Origin of the sequence: Eikenella sp. NML99-0057, from assembly GCF_001648535.1 — a bacterium.
GTDB lineage: Bacteria > Pseudomonadota > Gammaproteobacteria > Burkholderiales > Neisseriaceae > Eikenella > Eikenella exigua.
This window is the reverse complement of sequence record NZ_LXST01000001.1, coordinates 680867-699674: the sequence shown is the minus strand read 5'-3', so window position 1 is coordinate 699674 and position 18808 is coordinate 680867. Positions and strand designations below refer to the sequence as shown.

18 protein-coding genes and 1 tRNA gene are annotated in these 18808 nt (G+C 57.3%); 6 read left to right on the top strand and 13 right to left on the bottom strand.

The window, feature by feature from the left end:
- Positions 1-285: 285 nt before the first annotated feature.
- The 5 genes from A7Q03_RS03450 to hscB form a co-directional block, all read right to left on the bottom strand.
- Positions 286-573 carry a putative quinol monooxygenase gene (locus tag A7Q03_RS03450; protein ID WP_067447306.1) on the bottom strand — a complete coding sequence of 96 codons (288 nt, stop codon included), beginning with the start codon at positions 571-573 and terminating at the stop codon, positions 286-288.
- 285 nt (positions 574-858) lie between these two features.
- The gene (gene gcvP, locus A7Q03_RS03445; protein ID WP_067447304.1) at positions 859-3711 is read right to left on the bottom strand and encodes an aminomethyl-transferring glycine dehydrogenase; all 2853 of its coding nucleotides are present in this window, start codon (positions 3709-3711) and stop codon (positions 859-861) included.
- 492 nt (positions 3712-4203) lie between these two features.
- The gene (gene recX / locus A7Q03_RS03440; RefSeq protein ID WP_067447302.1) at positions 4204-4665 is read right to left on the bottom strand and encodes a recombination regulator RecX; all 462 of its coding nucleotides are present in this window, start codon (positions 4663-4665) and stop codon (positions 4204-4206) included.
- Positions 4652-5350 carry a phosphoglycolate phosphatase gene (locus tag A7Q03_RS03435; protein WP_067447300.1) on the bottom strand — a complete coding sequence of 233 codons (699 nt, stop codon included), beginning with the start codon at positions 5348-5350 and terminating at the stop codon, positions 4652-4654. The genes recX and A7Q03_RS03435 overlap by 14 nt, the downstream gene beginning before the upstream one ends.
- Before the next feature lie 98 nt (positions 5351-5448).
- Positions 5449-5949 carry a Fe-S protein assembly co-chaperone HscB gene (gene hscB, locus A7Q03_RS03430; protein ID WP_067447298.1) on the bottom strand — a complete coding sequence of 167 codons (501 nt, stop codon included), beginning with the start codon at positions 5947-5949 and terminating at the stop codon, positions 5449-5451.
- A gap of 202 nt (positions 5950-6151) precedes the next feature.
- On the opposite strand from hscB, the gene prmA reads away from it, so the two are divergent.
- Complete coding sequence (gene prmA / locus A7Q03_RS03425; protein ID WP_067447297.1) at positions 6152-7045, top strand: 50S ribosomal protein L11 methyltransferase; 894 nt, start codon at positions 6152-6154, stop codon at positions 7043-7045.
- 249 nt (positions 7046-7294) lie between these two features.
- On the top strand, positions 7295-8110 hold the full coding sequence (locus A7Q03_RS03420) for an MJ0042-type zinc finger domain-containing protein (RefSeq protein ID WP_067447295.1): 816 nt from the start codon (positions 7295-7297) through the stop codon (positions 8108-8110).
- 343 nt (positions 8111-8453) lie between these two features.
- Here the strand turns inward: A7Q03_RS03420 and A7Q03_RS10825 are convergent, their stop codons facing one another.
- Together A7Q03_RS10825 and A7Q03_RS10820 are read right to left on the bottom strand one after the other, a co-directional pair.
- Positions 8454-8933, bottom strand: coding sequence for a cytochrome c5 family protein (locus tag A7Q03_RS10825; RefSeq protein ID WP_369814456.1), 480 nt, complete (start codon positions 8931-8933; stop codon positions 8454-8456).
- Positions 8825-9067: a c-type cytochrome gene (locus tag A7Q03_RS10820; RefSeq protein WP_369814441.1), complete on the bottom strand. Its 243-nt coding sequence runs from the start codon at positions 9065-9067 to the stop codon at positions 8825-8827. Before A7Q03_RS10820 ends, A7Q03_RS10825 begins: the two co-directional genes overlap by 109 nt.
- Here A7Q03_RS10820 and A7Q03_RS10815 point away from each other — a divergent pair.
- Both A7Q03_RS10815 and A7Q03_RS03405 read left to right on the top strand, forming a co-directional pair.
- Positions 9002-9220: a hypothetical protein gene (locus tag A7Q03_RS10815; protein ID WP_369814457.1), complete on the top strand. Its 219-nt coding sequence runs from the start codon at positions 9002-9004 to the stop codon at positions 9218-9220. The genes A7Q03_RS10820 and A7Q03_RS10815 overlap by 66 nt on opposite strands.
- Positions 9221-9530: 310 nt before the next feature.
- A tRNA-Arg gene (locus A7Q03_RS03405) sits at positions 9531-9607 on the top strand.
- Between the two features lie 147 nt (positions 9608-9754).
- On the opposite strand, the gene A7Q03_RS03400 is transcribed toward A7Q03_RS03405, so the two are convergent.
- From A7Q03_RS03400 to A7Q03_RS03380, 5 genes are all read right to left on the bottom strand, one after another.
- A complete protein-coding gene (locus tag A7Q03_RS03400) occupies positions 9755-10414 on the bottom strand; it encodes a protein-L-isoaspartate O-methyltransferase (RefSeq protein ID WP_067447291.1) in 660 nt (219 codons plus the stop codon).
- A 138-nt stretch (positions 10415-10552) separates the two neighbouring features.
- Positions 10553-12835 (bottom strand): NADP-dependent malic enzyme, encoded by a 2283-nt coding sequence (locus A7Q03_RS03395; RefSeq protein WP_067447289.1) that lies wholly within the window; start codon positions 12833-12835, stop codon positions 10553-10555.
- Between the two features lie 438 nt (positions 12836-13273).
- A complete protein-coding gene (locus A7Q03_RS03390) occupies positions 13274-14041 on the bottom strand; it encodes a class I SAM-dependent methyltransferase (protein WP_067447287.1) in 768 nt (255 codons plus the stop codon).
- 174 nt (positions 14042-14215) lie between these two features.
- Complete coding sequence (gene ribBA, locus A7Q03_RS03385; RefSeq protein ID WP_067447285.1) at positions 14216-15574, bottom strand: bifunctional 3,4-dihydroxy-2-butanone-4-phosphate synthase/GTP cyclohydrolase II; 1359 nt, start codon at positions 15572-15574, stop codon at positions 14216-14218.
- 15 nt (positions 15575-15589) lie between these two features.
- Positions 15590-15976 (bottom strand): VOC family protein, encoded by a 387-nt coding sequence (locus A7Q03_RS03380; protein ID WP_067447283.1) that lies wholly within the window; start codon positions 15974-15976, stop codon positions 15590-15592.
- A gap of 209 nt (positions 15977-16185) precedes the next feature.
- Here A7Q03_RS03380 and A7Q03_RS03375 point away from each other — a divergent pair, with 209 nt between their 5' ends.
- Both A7Q03_RS03375 and A7Q03_RS03370 read left to right on the top strand, forming a co-directional pair.
- Positions 16186-17571, top strand: coding sequence for an FAD-binding oxidoreductase (locus tag A7Q03_RS03375; RefSeq protein ID WP_067447281.1), 1386 nt, complete (start codon positions 16186-16188; stop codon positions 17569-17571).
- Positions 17572-17665: 94 nt separating this feature from the next.
- The gene (locus tag A7Q03_RS03370) at positions 17666-17941 is read left to right on the top strand and encodes a hypothetical protein (RefSeq protein ID WP_067447279.1); all 276 of its coding nucleotides are present in this window, start codon (positions 17666-17668) and stop codon (positions 17939-17941) included.
- A gap of 87 nt (positions 17942-18028) precedes the next feature.
- Here A7Q03_RS03370 and A7Q03_RS03365 read toward each other — a convergent pair whose 3' ends face one another.
- Positions 18029-18757 carry an amino acid ABC transporter ATP-binding protein gene (locus tag A7Q03_RS03365; RefSeq protein WP_067447277.1) on the bottom strand — a complete coding sequence of 243 codons (729 nt, stop codon included), beginning with the start codon at positions 18755-18757 and terminating at the stop codon, positions 18029-18031.
- Positions 18758-18808: the final 51 nt, after the last annotated feature.

The following is an 18808-nucleotide window of genomic DNA, read 5'->3' as shown; positions in this document are numbered from 1 at the left end:
AAACGAACCAGCGCCGATGATAGTGCGGATACCCGTGCGAAAGTAGGACACTGCCAAACACCTATTTACGACACCTGCCTGATGGCGGGTGTTGTGCTTTGTGGGAGTATGATGAAAGGAATGGAAATCCGGGATAGCGGTACAGTGTGAGTTGGAAAAGGAAGTGGGGATAAAGAAACGAGAGAGAAGAGGAGACGAAGAAATGGGTGAGGAATGGAACGAGGAAAGGAGAGAGGCTAGCTGAATGTTAATATTCAGCTAGCCTCTCTTACTTTGGATGAAAAATTATTTGATCTGTGTATAGAGTTGGATAACCGGGGCTTTTTCGCAGGCTTCTACCAAGGTTGGCACAATGCGGGTAAAGTGTGCAGAAGCGGAATGGGTATCCAATACAGCCTGGTTTTGCCATAGCTCGATGAAGCTGACTTGGTTGGGTTGTTGAGTATTTTGGTATAGGTGGTAAGACAGGCAGCCGTTTTCCTTGCGGGTTTCGGCAATCAATTCGTCGCAGTGTTGCAGGAATTTATCCAGTTCGGCGGGTTTAACTTCGAATTGGGCAACTACAGTAATCATAATGACTCCTTGGTGTTGTTTGGATAGATGATTGGTAACATTTGATTTAGGCTACCTGAAAGCAGTGTAACAGATTTTCTAGTTAAAGCACCGATTTATTCATACCTCATGCATTCAGCTTGCTGTGCTCCCATATTGCTTACTGTTTTGCTACTTTGTACGTAAAATGGGCATAGTCATGGCTAGTTTCTTTGGTTTTATTTCGCTTTATATAAGGACAATAAAGGCTACCTGAAAATTTGATTTCAGGTAGCCTTTCTTTTATGGCAGGGTTAATGCCTATGCTTAGCTTTCATAGTGCTCGATGCTAGGGCAAGAGCAAACCAAGTGGCGGTCGCCGTATACATCGTCGATACGGTTTACGCTCGGCCAGAATTTGTTTTCGCGCACATAGGGCAGGGGGTAGACGGCTTCTTCGCGGCTGTAGGCACGTTTCCACTCGCCGGTTACATCGGCGGCGGTGTGCGGTGCATTGACCAGCGGGTTGTCGTCTTTCGGCCATTCGCCGTGTTGCACTTTGAGCGCTTCCTGCTTAATCTGTTTCATCGCAGCGATGAAGCGGTCGAGTTCGGCCTTGCTTTCGCTTTCGGTGGGTTCGATCATCAGCGTACCGGCTACGGGGAAGGACATAGTCGGGGCATGGAAGCCATAGTCCATCAGGCGTTTGGCGATGTCCACTTCGGTGATGCCGCTTTCGGCCTTGAGCGGGCGCAGGTCGATGATGCATTCGTGCGCCACGCGGCCGTTTTTACCGGTGTAGAGCACCGGATAATCGGCGGAGAGCTGCTTGGCAACGTAGTTGGCGTTGAGCAGGGCGGTTTCGGTGGCTTGGTGCAAACCGTCTGCTCCCATCATGCTGATGTACATCCAAGTAATCGGCAGGATGCTGGCGGAGCCGTAGGGTGCGGCAGATACGGCGCCCATGCCCACGGTGGCGCCTTCTACCGGTGCCACAACATGGCTTGGCGCAAACGGAGCAAGGTGGGCTTTCAAGCCGATGGGGCCCATGCCAGGGCCGCCACCACCGTGCGGGATGCAGAAGGTTTTGTGCAGATTCATGTGCAACACGTCGGCACCCACTTCGGCCGGCTGCATGATGCCGACTTGGGCGTTCATATTGGCGCCGTCCATATACACCTGGCCACCGTTCTCGTGGATGATGCGGCAGATGTCGCGGATGCCTTCTTCATACACACCGTGGGTGGACGGGTAGGTAATCATCAGCGCGCCCAACGTATCTTTATACTGTTCGGCCTTGGCTTTCAGGTCGGCAATATCCACGTTGCCGTGCTCATCGGTATCCACGATCACAATCTGCATACCGGCCATGTGGGCGGTAGCGGGGTTGGTGCCGTGGGCAGAGCGCGGAATCAGACACACGTTGCGTTCGGGGTGGCCTTGCGCTTCGTGGTAGCGGCGGATGGTAACCATGCCGGTGTATTCGCCTTGCGCGCCGGAGTTGGGTTGGATACAGATGGCGTCGAAGCCGGTAACGGCCTTGAGCTGCTCTTGCAGGCCGTGTATCATTTCCAGGCAGCCTTGTACTTGTTCGCGCGGGGCAAACGGGTGCACATTGGTGAATTCCGGCCAGGTAATCGGAATCATCTCGGCGGTGGCATTCAGCTTCATGGTGCAGGAACCGAGCGAAATCATGCTGCGGTTCATGGCCAAGTCGCGCTCTTCCAGTTTTTTCAGATAGCGCAGCATTTCGTGTTCGGTGTGGTAGCTGTTGAACACGGGGTGTTGCAAGATGGCACCTTTGCGCTGCAGGTTTTCAGGTAGCCTGCTGGCGGGCGCGTTCTCGGGCAGGGCAGCCGCCTTGCCGGTGAACAATTCAACCAGTTGGGCAAACTCTTCGGCGCTGGAGGTTTCGCTGAAGGCGGCAGCCAGCACGTTCTCGCCAATGCGCAGCAGGTTGAAGCCAGCATCCAGCGCTTTTTGGTACACGCCGTCGGCTTGCGCCTTGCTGCCGAAATCCACGGCCACAGTATCGAAGAATACCGAATGCACCACTTTGCCGCCGGCAGCCTGTACCGCATCGGCAAAAGCAACAGCCAGCGCGTGGATACGGCGGGCGATGCGGTTTACGCCTTCGGGGCCGTGATACACCGCATACATACCGGCCAAGTTGGCCAGCAGCACTTGCGAAGTACAAATATTGGAATTGGCTTTTTCGCGGCGGATGTGTTGCTCGCGAGTTTGCAGCGCCATACGCAGTGCCTGCTTGCCGGAGGCATCCACCGATACGCCGATGATGCGGCCGGGAGCGGAGCGTTTATCTTTGTCTTTAAATGCGAAATAAGCAGCGTGCGGGCCGCCGAAGCCCATCGGGATGCCGAAGCGCTGGGTGCTGCCCAAGGCAATGTCAGCGCCCAACTCGGCGGGTGCTTTCAGCAGCACCAGGCTCATGATATCGGCAGCCACGGCCACCACTGCGCCTTTGGCTTTCACAGCGGCAATCACATCGCCCAAGTCGGCCACGTCGCCGTCTTTGCCCACATATTGGAATAGCGCGCCGAAGTATTCGCCGTTGCGGGCGGTGTCGAAATCGCCCACCACCAGCTCAAAATCGAAATATTTGGCTCGGGTTTTGATCACGTCCAATGTTTGCGGGTAAACGCGTTCGTCTACAAAGAATTGGTTGGATTTGGATTTGCCCACGCGGCGCGCCATGGTCATGGCTTCGGCAGCGGCGGTGGCTTCGTCGAGCAGGGAGGCGCCGGCCAGCTCGAAACCGGTGAGGTCGATACACACCTGTTGGAAGTTCAACAACGCTTCCAAACGGCCTTGCGACACTTCGGCCTGATAGGGCGTGTAGGCGGTGTACCAACCCGGATTTTCCAGCACATTGCGCAGAATCACGTTCGGCAGGCGGGTGGGGTAGTAGCCTAGGCCGATATAGCTTTTATTGATACGGTTTTTGGCGGCGATGCCCTTAAGCTTGGCCAAGGCATCGGCTTCGCTTAATGCTTTGGGCAGCTGCAGCGAACCGGGCATACGCACGCTTTGCGGCACGGTGTGCTCCACAAAACTGCCTATATCTTTTTCGCCCAGTGCGGCCAAAAGGGCGGCGCGGTCAGATAGGCTGAGATGGCGGCCAATAAAATCGTTGTGGTGAAAGAGTTCGTTAAACTTCATGATCCTGCATCCTTTCTGCTTGCTCGGTGGTAAGGGGGATTGGAACAGATAGTTATATTGTAGCCTAAATCAGAGTGCTTGCGGCGGATGAGGCAAATATTCTGTCATTTTCTGCCGATGGTTTTCAGGTAGCCTCAGCGGGGAAAGCGGATAGATGATTTAGATGGCAATGATTTCTATGAGTCAGCGGCGGAAGAGGTGTACGCCGTGCAGACGGAAGGGCGGATTGGGGTGCTCGGCCAGCAGGTATTCCCGCCTATTTTATTGATAATGGCGAAGTAGGCCTGTTGCTGCCGTAGCGGCAAATGATTTACAACGTTACTGCTTTGAATTGTGCTCAAAGCAAGGGAAATGGTTTCAGGTTGGCCGACAGTGAGTACGATAAGTTTGTTGAGGTTGATATTTTTCAGGTATCCTTTCCCAGATGGGCTATGCACTGCCAAAAGGCTACCTGAAAATACCGAACGGGTTCTTTACAGGTAGCCTTTCTGCCTACTCCTTCCACTCTTCTTCGTCCTGCCAGGCTTTATCCAGCGCGTGGCGGATGGTGTCGTGGTCGAAGCCGCGGTAGGCGAGGAAGCGGGCGGCGCGTTGCTGTGCGGCGAAGTCGGCGGGGGGGTGTTTGAACTTTTTGCGCAGCACGGCGCGGGCGGTGGCGCGTTCGCTGTCGCGGCCGGGCAGGGCGGCTTCGATGAGCTCGCTGTCCAGCTTTTGCTGTTGCAGGCCTTGGGCGAGGCGCAGGCGGCCGTAGCGGCTGCCTTTGCTGTATACGTAGTTTTCGGCGTAGCGCTGGTCGGATTGCCAGTTGCGTTCGGCAAACTCTTGCAGCAAAGCGTCGATTTCGGCGGGGTCTTCGGCGTAGGGCGCGAGTTTGCGCCGCAGTTCGGCCTGCGACATTTCCCGCCGCGACAACAAATCTAAGGCGCGGCTGCGCAGGGATTTAACGGCGGTCATCGGGGCGCAGGCGGTCGTAGATTTCGGGTAGGATGCTCACGATCCAATCTGGGCGGGTGGCGGGATCTTCGGCCAGTTTGTCCATATCGGCATAGCCGTAGCGCACGCCGATGGCAAAGCAGCCGGCGTCTTTGGCGGCCAGGATGTCGTTGCGCGAATCTCCCACCATCGCCATGTTTTCCGGCTTCACGCCCAATACTTTGGCGGCGTGCAGCAGCGGCGCGGCATCCGGTTTGCGCTGCGGCAGGGTGTCGCCGCCCACCACGAGGCTGAACAGGTCAGCTAGGCCTAGGCGGCGCAGCAGTTCGGCGGCCCAGGCTTCGCGTTTGTTGGTGATCACGGCCAGCGGGATGTCAAGGGCTTTCAGGAGCTGGAGGCCGGTTTGCACTTCGGGGTAGATGTAGGTGTGGCGGTCGAGGTGTTCGGAATAATGTTGGGCGAACACGGCGAAAGCACGCTGCCACATCTCGTCGGGGGCTTGGCCGTCCGGGTCGGCAGTGAGGGCACGGTGCACGAGTTTGCCCACGCCGTCGCCCACATAGGACATCATCAGTTTTTCGTCGAGTAGGGGTAGGTTTTCGCTGCGGCGGGCTTCGTTGGCGGCAGCAGCGAGGTCGGCAAGGGAATCGACTAATGTGCCGTCTAAATCAAAGGCGGCGGCGTGAATTTCGGGGCGGGTATTCATTGAGTGGCCTCGGAGGGTTGATAAAAAATGATAGCGGATTTTAGCATGAGGCAGATAATAAGAAGGCTACCTGAAAGTTTCAGGTAGCCTTTTTAGGATTACAACGCAGCGTGGATTTCCTGCCGGATTTTATCGAGGAAACGGCCTTGCGGAACAAGTTCGGCGGCTTGGGCGTAGTTTGCCTGCCGAAAGGCGGTGCTGAGTTTGGCCAGCAGCCGGGCCTCTTCGGCAGCCACTTGGTTGTCCAGGGCGGCAAGCCGTTCGGCGGAGTTTGCGGCGCGGGCGGCGGCCAGCTCTTCGCGCCATTCCATTTGCTGCATCAGAAACTCGGGATCGAAGGCGGTGCGCTCTTCGGAATCGGCCTGAATGCCTTGCGCCTGCAGCAGCAAAACGGCGCGTTCCAGCGGCCGGCTGAGGCGGCGGTAGGCTTCGTTTACGGCGGCGGCCATCATCACGGCCTGTTTCTGCTCGAAGGCGGAAGCGGTGGCAGTTTTGTCGGGATGGAAACGAGCGGCCAGTTGGCGGTAGGTTTGTTCCAGCGCGGCGGGGTCGAGGTCGAACTGCGCGGGCAGGTTGAAAAGTTGGAATTCGCGGGGCATGTGTGTGCTTTCAGGTAGCCTTTTCTAAAGATGAAATATTGTATAGGCAAACGCCAAGATGAGGCTACCTGAAAACGGCGGCGGGCGGTTTGGGCGCAGCTTGCCGCATCTGCTTTCAGGTAGCCTGCAAGCGCCGCTGCTGGCGGAAGGGCGGCGGCTTGCTATACAATACGCGCCCTTACCGTTTGAAAGAAATGCGATTATGCCCTACCAACAAGCCAGTATTCCGATTGGTGCCGACCGTGCCGAGCAGTTTTCCGATGCTTTAATGGCCGCCAGCGCATTGTCGGCCGCGATTGAAGATGCCTATGCCGGCACAGACGAAGAACAGGCTATTTTCGGCGAGCCGGGCGAAGAAAACGGCCAAATTTGGCAGCGCAGCTTGGTGATTGCCCTGTTTGATGAGCAATGCAACGTAGCTGCCGCTGTAGCGGCCGCGGCCAAGGAATGCCGGTTGGAAGTACCGCCCTACCGCATCGAGCAGCTGCCGGAGCAGGATTGGGTACGCCTCACGCAATCGCAGTTCGACCCCATCCGCATTTCCGGGCGGCTGTGGATTGTGCCCACCTGGCACGATATTGCCGACCAATTGGCTGTAAACCTGCGGCTCGATCCCGGCTTGGCTTTCGGCACAGGCAGCCATCCCACCACCCGGTTGTGCCTGCAGTGGCTCGATGAGAATATCCAAGCTGCCGACCGCGTGCTCGACTACGGCTGCGGCTCCGGCATTTTGGCTATTGCCGCGCTCAAACTCGGCGCTGCCGCCGCCGACGGCGTGGATATCGATGAGCAGGCTATTGTTGCCAGCCGCAGCAATGCCGAGCAAAACGAAGCCGCCGCCCGTTTTTTCCTGCCCGACGACTTGCCGGAAGCGGAATACGATGTGGTGGTAGCCAATATTCTGGCTAATCCGCTGCGCCTGTTGGGCGGCATGCTGGCCTCACGCACCAAGGCGGGCGGGCGGATTGTGCTTTCCGGCATTTTGGAAGAGCAGGCCGAAGAGCTAAACGGCATCTATAGCGAATGGTTCGATATGCAGCCGCCGGTTGCCGAAGGCGGCTGGGTGCGTTTGGTGGGCGTACGCAAAGCCGGATAACCCGCCGGTAGTGCCATAGAGCCGTTTCGAATAGGAGTGAAACCGGGTAAGTCAATGCCGCGTATCCTTCTTTTTTGGAACGGCTAAATTCATGGCAAATGGTTTGCGAGAGTGAACCGCCAGCATAAATCCTCTGCAAAATATACAAAAAACCGACAGTTAGCCGCTAAAAGGCTACCTGAAAATGGTAAAAGCGCATTAATTTTCTTAAAATAGCGGCCGAAACATCAGTATTTGGATTGCCGACACATGAAAACCGTCAAACTCAGTTGCCCCCGCTGCCAAGCGGAGAATCATTATGCCGTAGCCGATTTGCAGGCAGCCAACGGGCGGGTGCAGTGCAGCCAGTGCCGGCATGCCTTCACGGTAACGCGCAAGCCAAAAGCCCAGAGTGCGCCCGCTGCCAAAGCCGAGATTCTGCAGGAAGACGTGATTCACGCCAAAATGCCCTTGCGCGAAAAACTCGCCCGCCTCAAACAACAATCTGCCGCCTTGGCGGCACAGCAGGCCGGGCAAGATGCCGACGAATCCCTGCACACTCAGAAAAAACCGCTGGCCGCCGAGCTGGACGAAATCGACAGCCGCCTGCGCCGTCAGCGTATGGCCTTGGATAACGACACCGGCCAAGCCATGCCATTCAAGCTGGCCGAAGCCGAACACAATACCCACAGCGCCGATGCCATCGAAGCCCTGCTGCAACGCTCCGCTGCCACCCCGCCGCCGCCCGCCGTGCTGCCCAGCATCGACACCCTGCTCAAAAGCGCGCAATCTGCCGCTGCCGGCCATGGGCAAACCCAAAACATCCACATCCAGGCCGAGAGCTTGGTGTTCAACTTAGTATCCGGCCGCGACCCCGGCGGCATCCAGCTGCCTGCTGCAGCCAAGCTGCCCGCCGTTATCGACCAGCCCGCCGACAACCTGCTCTCTGCTCCTTCCGGCCCTCCGAATGTTCCTGCATCTGCTGCTGCCGTACACAGCGAATTCAACTGGACGCTGGCTTCGCTGGCCGCGCTCACAGTATTGATTATGCAGCTGTTTTACTATTTGCTGATTATGAAGCACTAAATCACAGCGCCGAATATGAGAAGGCTACCTGAAAACTAGAAAAACTGGTTTTCAGGTAGCCTTTTATGATTTTGGAAGCAAGGGCTATTTCCTGTTTAACCGGCGTGGTTTGCAGGACTACCTCGATTGGAATAAGCTGGATGGCGTGCGCTGCCGACCGTTGAACAACTACCGCTAAGTGCAGTTGTGCAGGTGCTGCGTGCTGATTGACAGGTAGTGCTGGCATTCGAGCACCGGATGGCAGCATTTTTGCGGACGGCGGGATAGTTTGGCTGCTTGATTAATATGCGAAATAAAGGTTACCTGAAAGGTTCCAGGTAGCCTTTATTATGCAGAGGCAGGCTTACAGTTTGCCGCCGGATTGGTTGGCCATATACACCACGGCAGCTTCCACGTCGGCATCGCTCAGGTTGGCATCGCCGCCGCATGCGGGCATGGTTTTGAAGCCTTGGATGGCGTGTTGCACCAAGGTGGCGCGACCCTGTGCCAGGCGCGGTGCCCATTCGTCGTTGTGAGTGATTTTGGGCGAGTTGGGGAAGGCGGAGTTGGCAGCGTGGCAGGCGATGCAAAGTTTGTTGAACACGGCTTCACCATTGGCTGCGGCAGATTGGCCGGCAGGGGCGGATGCACCAGAGGCGGCGGCATCGCCTTTTTGTACGGCAGGGGCAGTGAAGTTGCCGCCGGATTGGTTAGTCATGTAGGCCACGGCACGGGCTACCTCATCATCGGTGAGGGTGCTGTCGCCACCGCGTGCGGGCATTTGGCCTGCGCCGTTAAAGCCGTTGACGGCGTGGGCAACGAGTGTGTCGAAGCCTTTGGCGATGCGGGCGCTCCATTCGTCGTTGTGGGTAACTTTGGGGGCGAAGGCAACGTTTTGTCGGCACCGTGGCATTGGATGCAGACTTTGTCGAACACTTGCTTGCCTTCGCGTTCGCCTACGGGCGTACCGTCACCCATAGTGAGGCGGCCAGTGGGCTGAATGCGGGTTTCCACAGCGCTGGGCTGCATATCGGAAACGTTGCTGTAGTAGCCGGTGGTGGCAAGCTTAACCAGGAGGAAGAGGGTGATCAGCAAAACGAGCAGGCCGCCGATAAAGGTGATGGCGGCTGAGGCTTTGATGTTGTTAGCAGTGGTGTTCATGGTATGGGCTTTATGGTTTGTGGTCGTTATGGGCGCATGCGTAGCATGCTTGTTTATTGGTGTGAAACCTTCACATAATCAGATTATTGAACGCTTCTTTTGGATTCACGTTCAATCTGGCTGATACAGGTTTGGTTTCGGTTTGTAAGATTGTGCGAAATTATACTGAATTCGCTTATAGCTTCCAATCGTAAAATTCTATTCTGTGCTGCTTTGCCGCCGGAAGGAGACAAAATTTTTTGCCTTTGTGCCGGTTTTGGGTTAATCTTACGCGCTTCTCGCACCCATAGCTCAGTTGGATAGAGTGTCAGTTTCCGAAGCTGAAGGTCACAGGTTCGATCCCTGTTGGGTGCGCCAGTTATTTGGGGAGGCAGCCGGTTGGCTGCTTTTTTGTTGCTTGGTCGTTTTAAAATGGCATGATACGGCTTTGATTCATCTTATTTTTATGCCAACTGGCGGCTATAAATTTCAGGTAGCCTTTCCAGTGAGGCTACCTGAAAATTTTTAGAAGCGGAACGATGAGGCTTTTTTCACGGCGGGGCTGCTGAGGGCAGGGGCTACGGTATCAAACATCACGCTTTGTTCGTAGCGGTCTTCGCCGTTACATTGCACGAGCAGGGCGCGCATTACGGGCTCTTGGCCAACGATCACCGCCATGCGGCCGCCGGCAGGCAGTTTGTTGCGCAGGGTTTCGGGCATCACGGGGCAAGAGCCACCCACGTAGATGGCACTCACGGTGGCGATGGGTGGATTCACCAGACCGTCACCGATGCGGTAGTCGATATTGGTGAGGCCAAGGCGGTCGAGCACGGCTTTGGCTTTTTGCTGCTGGGTTTCATCAGTGTCGATGGTGATGACGCGGCCAGCGAGTTTAGCCAGCACGGCGGTGGCGTAGCCGGAGCCGGTGCCGATTTCGAGTACGGTGTCTTTTTTAGTGAGCTTCAGACCTTGAATCAGGCGGGCAACCACTTTGGGCTCGAGCATGGCGCTGCCGTTGGGCAGGGGCAGGGAGAGATCGGCGTAGGCGTAGGCCTGCTGTTCGGGGGCAACGAATTGTTCGCGCGGCACTTCGGCCAAGGTGTCGAGAACGTCGAAATCCAATACACTCCAAGGGCGGATTTGTTGTTCGACCATGTTGAATCGGGCTTGTTCAAAGTAGTTCATTATTTTGCTCACAGCGGTGGGTATGTGTTTAAAGGCTGGATTATAAGCTAATTCGGTGTTTGTGGACGGCAAATGTGCGGAGTAAAGAAAAGGCTACCTGAAAGTTCAGGTAGCCTTGATTTTTACTGCTTTAGCTATTTAGCCTTGGCGTTGTGCATCCACGGCGGCCAGTGCCACCATGTTTACCAAGCGGCGCACAGAGGCGAGCTGGTTGACGATGTGCACTGGTTTTTTCATGCCCAGCAGAATCGGGCCCACGGTTACGCCGTCGGGGCTGGCAGCGCGCAGCAGGTTGCAGCTGATGTTGGCGGCTTCCACGTTGGGCATCACCAAGAGGTTGGCGGCGCCTTTCAGGGCGGAATCGGGCATGCTTTGCTGGCGCAGGCTTTCCACCAAGGCGGCATCGCCCTGCATTTCGCCGTCGATTTCCAACTGCGGGGCGGCTTGACGGATGAGCTCAAGCGCATGGCGCATTTTTTCGGCACTTTCGGAGGGCACGGAGCCGAAGTTGGAGTGCGACAGCAGCGCGACCTTGGGCGTGATGCCGAAGCGTTGGATTTCTTCGGCGCACATCAGCGTGCTTTGGGCAATTTGCTCGGCAGTCGGATTGGCGTTTACATAGGTGTCGGCGATGAACAAGTTGTGGCCGCCGAAAATCAGCGCGTTCATGGCGCAGGCAGTGTGGTCGGGGTTGTTGTAGCCGACAACGTTGGAAACGACATCCAAGTGATAGCGGAAGTGGCCGACCGTACCGCACACCATGGCATCGGCATGGCCTAAGTGCAGCATGAGCGCACCGATGAGGGTGGGGTTGGCGATAACGTGGCGTTGCGCCAAATCGGGGCTGATGCCGTTACGTTTTTGCAGGTTGTAGTAGGCTTGCCAGTATTCGCGGAAGCGGGGGTCGTTTTCGTTGTTGACGATTTCGAAATCGCTGCCGGCGCGGATGGTAAGGCCCATTTTTTGGATACGGGCTTCGATTACTGCCGGCCGGCCGATGAGAATCGGCGCGGCCAGTTTGGCAGACACAATCTGTTGGGTGGCGTGCAGCACGCGCTCGTCTTCGCCTTCGGCCAACACCACGCGTTTGAGCGATTGGCGCGCTTGGGCGAAGATGGGTTTCATAAACAGGCCGGATTTATAAACAAACTCGTTCAGTTTTTCTTCGTAAGCGGCAAAATCGGCAATCGGGCGGGTGGCCACTCCGGAATCCATGGCGGCTTTGGCCACGGCGGGTGCCACGCGGGCGATCAGGCGCGGATCGAAGGGTTTGGGAATCAGGTATTCTGGGCCGAATTTCAGCTCGGCGCCGGTGTAGGCGGTAGCGACTTTGTCGTTTTGCTCGGCCATGGCCAAATCGGCAATGGCGCGCACGGCGGCCAGCTTCATTTCTTCGTTGATGGTGGTGGCGCCCACATCGAGCGCGCCGCGGAAGATGAAGGGGAAGCAGAGAACGTTGTTTACCTGGTTGGGGAAGTCGGAACGGCCGGTGCCGATAATCACATCGGGGCGGGCTGCTTTGGCTTCCGGCGGCCAGATTTCGGGCTGCGGGTTGGCCATGGCCAGCACGATGGGTGAGGCAGTCATTTGTTTGAGCATATCGGTGCTCAACACGTTGGGGCCGGAGAGGCCGAGGAAGATGTCGGCGCCGGGTACGGCGTCGCCCAGTTTGTGCCAGCCTTGGTCTGCAATGGCGTAGCGCACTTTGCTTGCGTCTATGCGTTCGCGGTCTTCGCGGGTTTGGTAGATCACGCCTTTGGAGTCGCACACGGTAATGTTTTCGCGTTTCATGCCCAAAGCCACGAGCAAGTCGAGACAGGCGATGGCGGCGGCACCGGCACCGGAGCACACTAAGCGCACTTGGCCGATGTCTTTGCCCACCAAGCGCAGGCCGTTAAGGACGGTGGCGGCAGTGATGATGGCTGTGCCGTGTTGGTCGTCGTGGAATACCGGGATTTTGCAGCGTTCGCGCAGTTTTTTCTCAATGTAGAAGCATTCGGGCGCTTTGATGTCTTCCAGGTTGATGCCGCCGAAAGTGGGCTCGAGCGAGGCGATGATGTCCACCAGTTTTTCGGGATCGGTTTCATTGATTTCGATATCAAATACGTCGATGCCGGCGAATTTTTTAAACAATACTCCTTTGCCTTCCATCACCGGTTTGCTGGCCTCGGCGCCGATATTGCCCAAACCAAGCACGGCGGTGCCGTTGGAAACCACGGCCACCAGGTTGCCGCGCGCGGTGTATTTGTAGGAATCCTGCGGGTTGGCTTGGATTTCCAGACAGGGGGCAGCCACGCCGGGGGAATAGGCTAACGACAGGTCGTGCTGGGTGGCCAGTGCTTTAGTGGGGGCTACCTGAATTTTGCCGGGCTGCGGATATTGGTGAAAATCGAGGGCGGCTTGTTTCAGCATATCGTCCATGGAATATAGATCCTTTTTTTGAGGGAGTGGATGGGGAGCGGCCTTGAGGCTGCCTGAAAGCGTGAATTCCAATGAGGCCCATGCTTTCAGGTAACCTTTTTTGAGCTAATTTAGATTTGGAGTGTTTGTGAGCCCCCTCCCCCCGCAAGCGGGTGGAGGAGTTTGGAACTCCTGGACGCTGGTCCGGTGTTTGTCCCGCTTGTACATATAGTCGAATTGCTGAAAAACCGTAACGGTGTTGTGCTGCCTGACCGGACCCCATAAAAATCACCATGCGGTTTTTATGGGAACCTGCCGTGCTACCTGTACTGTCTGCGGCAGCGCGCCTTGCTACGCTTCTTTTCAACTATAAAATGCGGTTTGCCAAGTATTCGCCGGAAGTTTTTTGCTTACGGCGGGGAATGCTGGCTGATGATGCCGCGTTTGTCGCGCCGGAGCTCAGGCGCGGATTCCCTTTACAGCGTGGGCGCGGGCGGTAACGCGGATGCTGCCGTCAGGTTCGGCAGGCAGGCGCTCTTGTAATGTCGCGCGTACTGCCGCCTGCATGTCTGCCGGTAAGGCGGCAAAGCGGGCACCGATGCTGGCGCTATCGGCCAGTGCCTGACAGTAGGCGGCGAAATCGGGATAGTGTTGGGCGACGGTGAAAGCGCAGGTTTCCACTTCTTGCAGGCCGGCCTGCTCCCACAAGGCCTGCAACTGCGCGAGTGCAGTTGTTTCATCGGAGGCGGCTCGGTCGGGCTGCACACCGCAGTCGAGCAGGGCGGCAAAAGCGTCGGCGTAGGGGAAGCCATGCGGCAAATCCCAAATGTAGGTGGCGATCATCCCGCCACTGCGCACCACGCGCTGCATTTCACGCACGGCTTGCAGCGCATCAGTGAGAAAGACGATAACCAGCGCCATTGCGGCAGCATCGAAACTGCCAGCGGCAAAGGGCAGGGCGTTGGCATCGCCGTGGTGCAGGGCGATTGTCTGCGGTAGACGCTGTCGCGCGTGGGCAAGCAGTTCCGGTGAGATGTCAATGCCGTCCAGTCTTGCCGGTTGTGTCTGTTGCCACAACAGTTCGCTGAATATGCCGCTGCCGCAGCCGTTATCCAGCCAGCGCAGGCCGTGCGGTTGTCCCAGCCAGTCTAAAAATTGTTCGCCTGCTGCGCGGCTCCAGCCGCCCATGTAGCGTTCGTAAGCGGCGGGATCGTTGAATTGGGCCATTATAGTGTGTTAGAAGTAGTGTGTTATAAGGATATAGTTTTGCTCTAGACAACTGGTTGCCCGCCCTACCTGCTACGTTTGTCTACCGGTGTTCCTGTGCTGCGGCATCCCAGTGGTAGATTTTCTACCTGAAATTTTCAGGTAGCCTTTACCTGTGTCAATTGCTTTATTATTCTACTCTAAGCTCTCAAACCCTGTCACTTCCAACCCGAAGCCGGTGAGGCCGGTGAGGGAGGAGGGCTGGCCGAGTACGCGCATTTTTTTTACGTGGAGGTTGGCGAGGATTTGCGCGCCGATGCCGTAGGTTTTGCTGTCCCACTGGCGGGTTTGGCTTTTGCCTTTGGGCAGGGTGCGGTCGAGCAGGGCAGCGCCGTCTTCGGTGCGGTGCAGTAGGATGGCGACGCCGTGTTCGGTGGCTTGGATGCGCTCGAGGGCTTGCGGCAGCGGCCAGGAGTGGCGGGGGTTGGTTTGCAGGAAATCCATGGCGCTGAAGGGCTCGTGTACGCGCACGAGGGTTTCGGTGTCGGGCTGCGGGCTGCCTTTCACTAGGGCGAGGTGGGTTTCGCCGGAGAGTTTGTCTATATAGACGTGCTGGCGGAAATCGCCCCAGGGGGTATGGATGGGGCTGCTGCCCATTTCTTCGAGCAGGGTTTCGGTGCGGCTGCGGTATTCGATGAGGTCGGTGATGGTGCCGATTTTGAGGCCGTGCTGCCGGGCGAATTCGGTGAGCTCGGGCATGCGCGCCATAGTGCCGTCGTCGTTGATGATTTCGCAGATAACGGCAGCGGGGATGAGGCCGCACATTTGGGCTAAATCGACGCCGGCTTCGGTGTGGCCGGCGCGCACCAGCACGCCGCCTTTTTGGGCGCGCAGGGGGAAGATGTGGCCGGGCTGGACGATGTCTTCCGGCTGGGTGGCGGGGGAAACGGCGGTTTGGATGGTGAGCGCGCGGTCGGCGGCGGAGATGCCGGTGGAAATGCCGTGGGCGGCTTCGATGGATACGGTGAAGTTGGTGCCGTATTGCGCGCCGTTGTGCTGGGTCATGAGGGGAAGTTTGAGTTTGTCTACCAGCTCTTCGGCCATGGGCAGGCACACGAGGCCGCGGGCGTGTTTGATCATGAAGTTGATGGCTTCGGGGGTAACGAATTGGGCGGCCATGAGCAGGTCGCCTTCGTTTTCGCGGTCTTCGGCATCGGTGATGATGACCATTTTGCCGGCTTTGAGGTCGGCCAGAATTTCGGGGGTGGTGGCAATGGGGGTGGACATGGGACGGGTATTCCTTTGGGTTGGTTGAGGGGTGGATACGGGTGAACTGTGGTCGGTATCGAGCCACAGTGCGGGCATGCCGGCGCTGTGTTCGATTTTGCGGGCCTTGCGCTCGCCGAATGGTTTGTTTTTCAACAGGGCGGAGAGTTCACCTTGGTTGATGCCGGTGGCGGATACGAAATCAATCTGCCGGCCTTGGTGCAGGCGGTTGATCCATTCGCGCAGGTTGCGGCGGCGCAGTTCGGCAATATTAATGGGGCTGGGCATGGGCTACCTGAAATTTTAAGCGGGCGAATGCAGGCCGATGCGATTGCCTTCGCTGTCTTCTATAAAGGCGGCAAAACCGTTGGAAATGGGGAATTTGGCGGTAAGTATTTTGCCGCCGGCCGCTTCGGCGGTGCGGGCGGTTTCGGCGCAGTCGGCGCAGTTGAAAAACACGGTGATGCCGCCGTGGCCGGCGGGTTGTGCGGCGGGGTCGTGCCAGAGCATGCCGCCGATGCCGTATTGCTCCCAGGCGGGGGCGAACAGATACATTTGGTGCTGCGGGTCTTTGCCGGGCACTTCTTGCAGGGGCAGGCCGAACACGGTTTCGTAGAAGCGGGCGGCACGTGCCAAGTCCTGCACATTGAGGGCAAACCAGCTTACGGGATTTTGTGGGGTGTCGTTCATTAGAGATTCCTGGTGGTGTGGGTGGTAAACTTGGGCGACTATACGGCGCTTGGTTGGAAAAGTAAAGTTAGATTGGCGGCGATGAAAAATTACTTTTAAGCAATATTCGATATTCGGTTTTCAGGTAACCTGCAGGCGACCAAAGGCTACCTGAAACCCCTGTCTTGCCGCTACAATACTGCCCATCCCAATCTTTTAGGTAGCCTCAAATGAACCCCCCCCATATTCCGCAAGCCCTGTGCGCCTTGCTCAGTGAACGCGAAATCATTGCTGACCCCGCCCCGCTGCTCGCCGACCGGCGCGGCCGCTATATTGGCCAGGCGGCAGCCGCCGTGATGCCCGACAGCGTGGAAAACGTGCAGAAGCTGGTGCGCTGGTGTGCCGAACACCGTGTGCCGATTACTCCGCAGGGCGGCAACACCGGATTGTGCGGCGCGGCTGTGCCAAACGGCGGCATTTTGCTCAACCTCTCGCGGCTAAACCGCATCCGCAGCATCAGCCTGGCCGACAACGCCATCACCGTGGAAGCGGGCGCGATTCTGCAAAACGTGCAGGAAGCCGCGGCCCAAGCCGGGCGGCTGTTTCCGCTCAGCCTGGCCAGCGAAGGCTCCTGCCAAATCGGCGGCAACATCGCCTGCAACGCCGGCGGGCTGAACGTGGTGCGCTACGGCACCACGCGCGATTTGGTGCTCGGGCTCGAAGTGGTGCTACCCGACGGCAGCCTGCTCTCCCACCTTGCCCCGCTGCACAAAAACACCACCGGCTACGACATCCGCCAGCTCTTCATCGGCAGCGAAGGCACACTCGGCATCATCACCGCCGCCACGCTCAAGCTCTTATCCCCGCCGCAAACCACCGCTACCGCCTGGGTTGGCTTAGACAGCATTGAAGACGCCGTGCGCCTGCTCACCCACGTCCAAGGCCGTTTTGCCGAGCGGCTGTGCAGTTTCGAGCTGGTGAGCCGTTCCGCGCTTGCCCTCTCCGCCGCCTACAGCCGCCTCAGCCCGCCGATTGATGCCGAGTGGCACATCTTGCTCGAATTGAACGACAGCCTGCCGCGCCCCGAATTGGCCGACGATTTGGCCGGATTCTTGTTTGAACACGGCTGGGAAAACGCCGTGCTGGCGCAGTCGGAGAGTGAACGCGCCGAATTGTGGCGGCTGCGCGAAGACATCTCCGCTGCGCAAAAAGCGCTCGGTGCCAGCATCAAACACGACATCGCCATACCCATTGCCCGCGTGGCCGAATTGGTGGCCAACGCCTCCGCCGCGCTCAAGCAGGCCTATGAAGGCATTGAAATCATCGTATTCGGCCACCTCGGCGACGGCAGCCTGCATTTCAACACCTTCCTGCCGCACATCCGCAGCAATCAAGCCTACGAATACGAAGACGGCATCAACCGCATCGTCTATCAACACACCCTGGCCTGCCAGGGCACGATTGCCGCCGAACACGGCATCGGCCAAGTGAAAAACCACTGGCTGCCCAGCGTGCGCAGCCCCGTGGAAATCGAGTTGATGCGTGCCATTAAGAAACAGCTCGACCCGTATAACCTGTTCAATCCCGGCAAACTGTTCCCGCCGGAGGCTACCTGAAAACTGCCGCAAGCCATATCGTTTACAAACAATCCGGTAGCCGCCCAAAAGGCTACCTGAAAACCGCTAACTAACAACACAAGGAAACCCAATCATGAACCAAGCCTTCAAAATCCGCTGCCCGCTGCCGCATTGCACCGGCTGGGTAACCCAGCTCGACCCCGAAGACGGCTCGCTGTTTATGTGCGACGACTGCGGCCAAGTGTGGGAAACCAAAGCCGAGCTCGATGCCGCGATTGCCGCCATCATCGAGCGCTTCCCCTACCGCGCCGCCGTGTACTGCCAAACCGCCGAAGGCTTCGTCGCTGTGCCTGAAGCCGAAGAGCCAGCAGATTACGAAAAGCAGGTGAACCAAGAGCCGTGGGCTTGATTTCCCGTTCTTTTGCTTGCTGATTGGATATAGAAAAGGCTACCTGAAACTTTCAGGTAGCCTTTCTTGTTTTTACAGTTCAGCCTGTTAGGCCTTCATCACTTGTTTCAAAAACTGCTTCGCCCGCTCGCTGCTTGGATTGGTGAAGAACACTTCCGGCGTGTCCACTTCCACGATTTTGCCCTGATCCACAAAAATAATTCGGTCGGCCACTTCGCGGGCGAAACCCATTTCGTGGGTAACGCACATCATAGTCATGCCGCTTTCGGCCAAGTCTTTCATCACTTTGAGCACTTCGCCCACCATTTCCGGATCGAGCGCGGAGGTGGGTTCGTCAAACAGCATCACTTGCGGCTCCATTGCCAAGCCGCGAGCAATGGCTACACGCTGCTGCTGGCCGCCGGAAAGCTCGCCGGGCATGGCGTCTTTTTTGTGCGCCAGACCAACGCGCTCCAAGAGTTGCAGCGCTTTTTCTTCGGCTTGGGTGCGGCTTTGTTTTTTCACTTTTATCGGCGAGAGCACGATGTTTTCTAGCACGCTCAAATGTGGATAAAGGTTGAAATGCTGGAATACAAAGCCCACTTCGGCACGGATTTTGTTCAGGTCGGTGGCGGGGCTGGCCACGTCTACGCCGTCCACCCAGATTTCGCCGCTTTGGATTTGCTCAAGCTGGTTTACGGTGCGGATGAGGGTGGATTTGCCGCTGCCGGAGGGTCCGCACACCACCACCACTTCGCCTTTTTTCACTTCGAGATTGATGTCACTTAGAACGTGCAGTTCTTTAAACCATTTGTTTACATTTTTGAATTCAATCATTTTCTATTTCCGGAACGGCTGGGTTGTTGGTTGGAACAATCGGCGCAGGGC

Coding starts and splice junctions, on each gene's coding strand:
- gcvP (WP_067447304.1), bottom strand. CDS start 3,711: ATGAAGTTTAACGAACTCTTTCACCACAACGATTTTATTGGCCGCCAT.
- A7Q03_RS03370 (WP_067447279.1), top strand. CDS start 17,666: ATGAACCAAGCCTTCAAAATCCGCTGCCCGCTGCCGCATTGCACCGGC.
- prmA (WP_067447297.1), top strand. CDS start 6,152: ATGCCCTACCAACAAGCCAGTATTCCGATTGGTGCCGACCGTGCCGAG.
- A7Q03_RS10820 (WP_369814441.1), bottom strand. CDS start 9,067: ATGGGTGACGGTACGCCCGTAGGCGAACGCGAAGGCAAGCAAGTGTTC.
- A7Q03_RS03395 (WP_067447289.1), bottom strand. CDS start 12,835: ATGGACGATATGCTGAAACAAGCCGCCCTCGATTTTCACCAATATCCG.
- A7Q03_RS03375 (WP_067447281.1), top strand. CDS start 16,186: ATGAACCCCCCCCATATTCCGCAAGCCCTGTGCGCCTTGCTCAGTGAA.
- A7Q03_RS03420 (WP_067447295.1), top strand. CDS start 7,295: ATGAAAACCGTCAAACTCAGTTGCCCCCGCTGCCAAGCGGAGAATCAT.
- A7Q03_RS03400 (WP_067447291.1), bottom strand. CDS start 10,414: ATGAACTACTTTGAACAAGCCCGATTCAACATGGTCGAACAACAAATC.
- recX (WP_067447302.1), bottom strand. CDS start 4,665: ATGACCGCCGTTAAATCCCTGCGCAGCCGCGCCTTAGATTTGTTGTCG.
- A7Q03_RS03450 (WP_067447306.1), bottom strand. CDS start 573: ATGATTACTGTAGTTGCCCAATTCGAAGTTAAACCCGCCGAACTGGAT.
- A7Q03_RS03390 (WP_067447287.1), bottom strand. CDS start 14,041: ATGGCCCAATTCAACGATCCCGCCGCTTACGAACGCTACATGGGCGGC.
- A7Q03_RS03365 (WP_067447277.1), bottom strand. CDS start 18,757: ATGATTGAATTCAAAAATGTAAACAAATGGTTTAAAGAACTGCACGTT.
- ribBA (WP_067447285.1), bottom strand. CDS start 15,574: ATGCCCAGCCCCATTAATATTGCCGAACTGCGCCGCCGCAACCTGCGC.
- A7Q03_RS03380 (WP_067447283.1), bottom strand. CDS start 15,976: ATGAACGACACCCCACAAAATCCCGTAAGCTGGTTTGCCCTCAATGTG.
- hscB (WP_067447298.1), bottom strand. CDS start 5,949: ATGCCCCGCGAATTCCAACTTTTCAACCTGCCCGCGCAGTTCGACCTC.
- A7Q03_RS03435 (WP_067447300.1), bottom strand. CDS start 5,350: ATGAATACCCGCCCCGAAATTCACGCCGCCGCCTTTGATTTAGACGGC.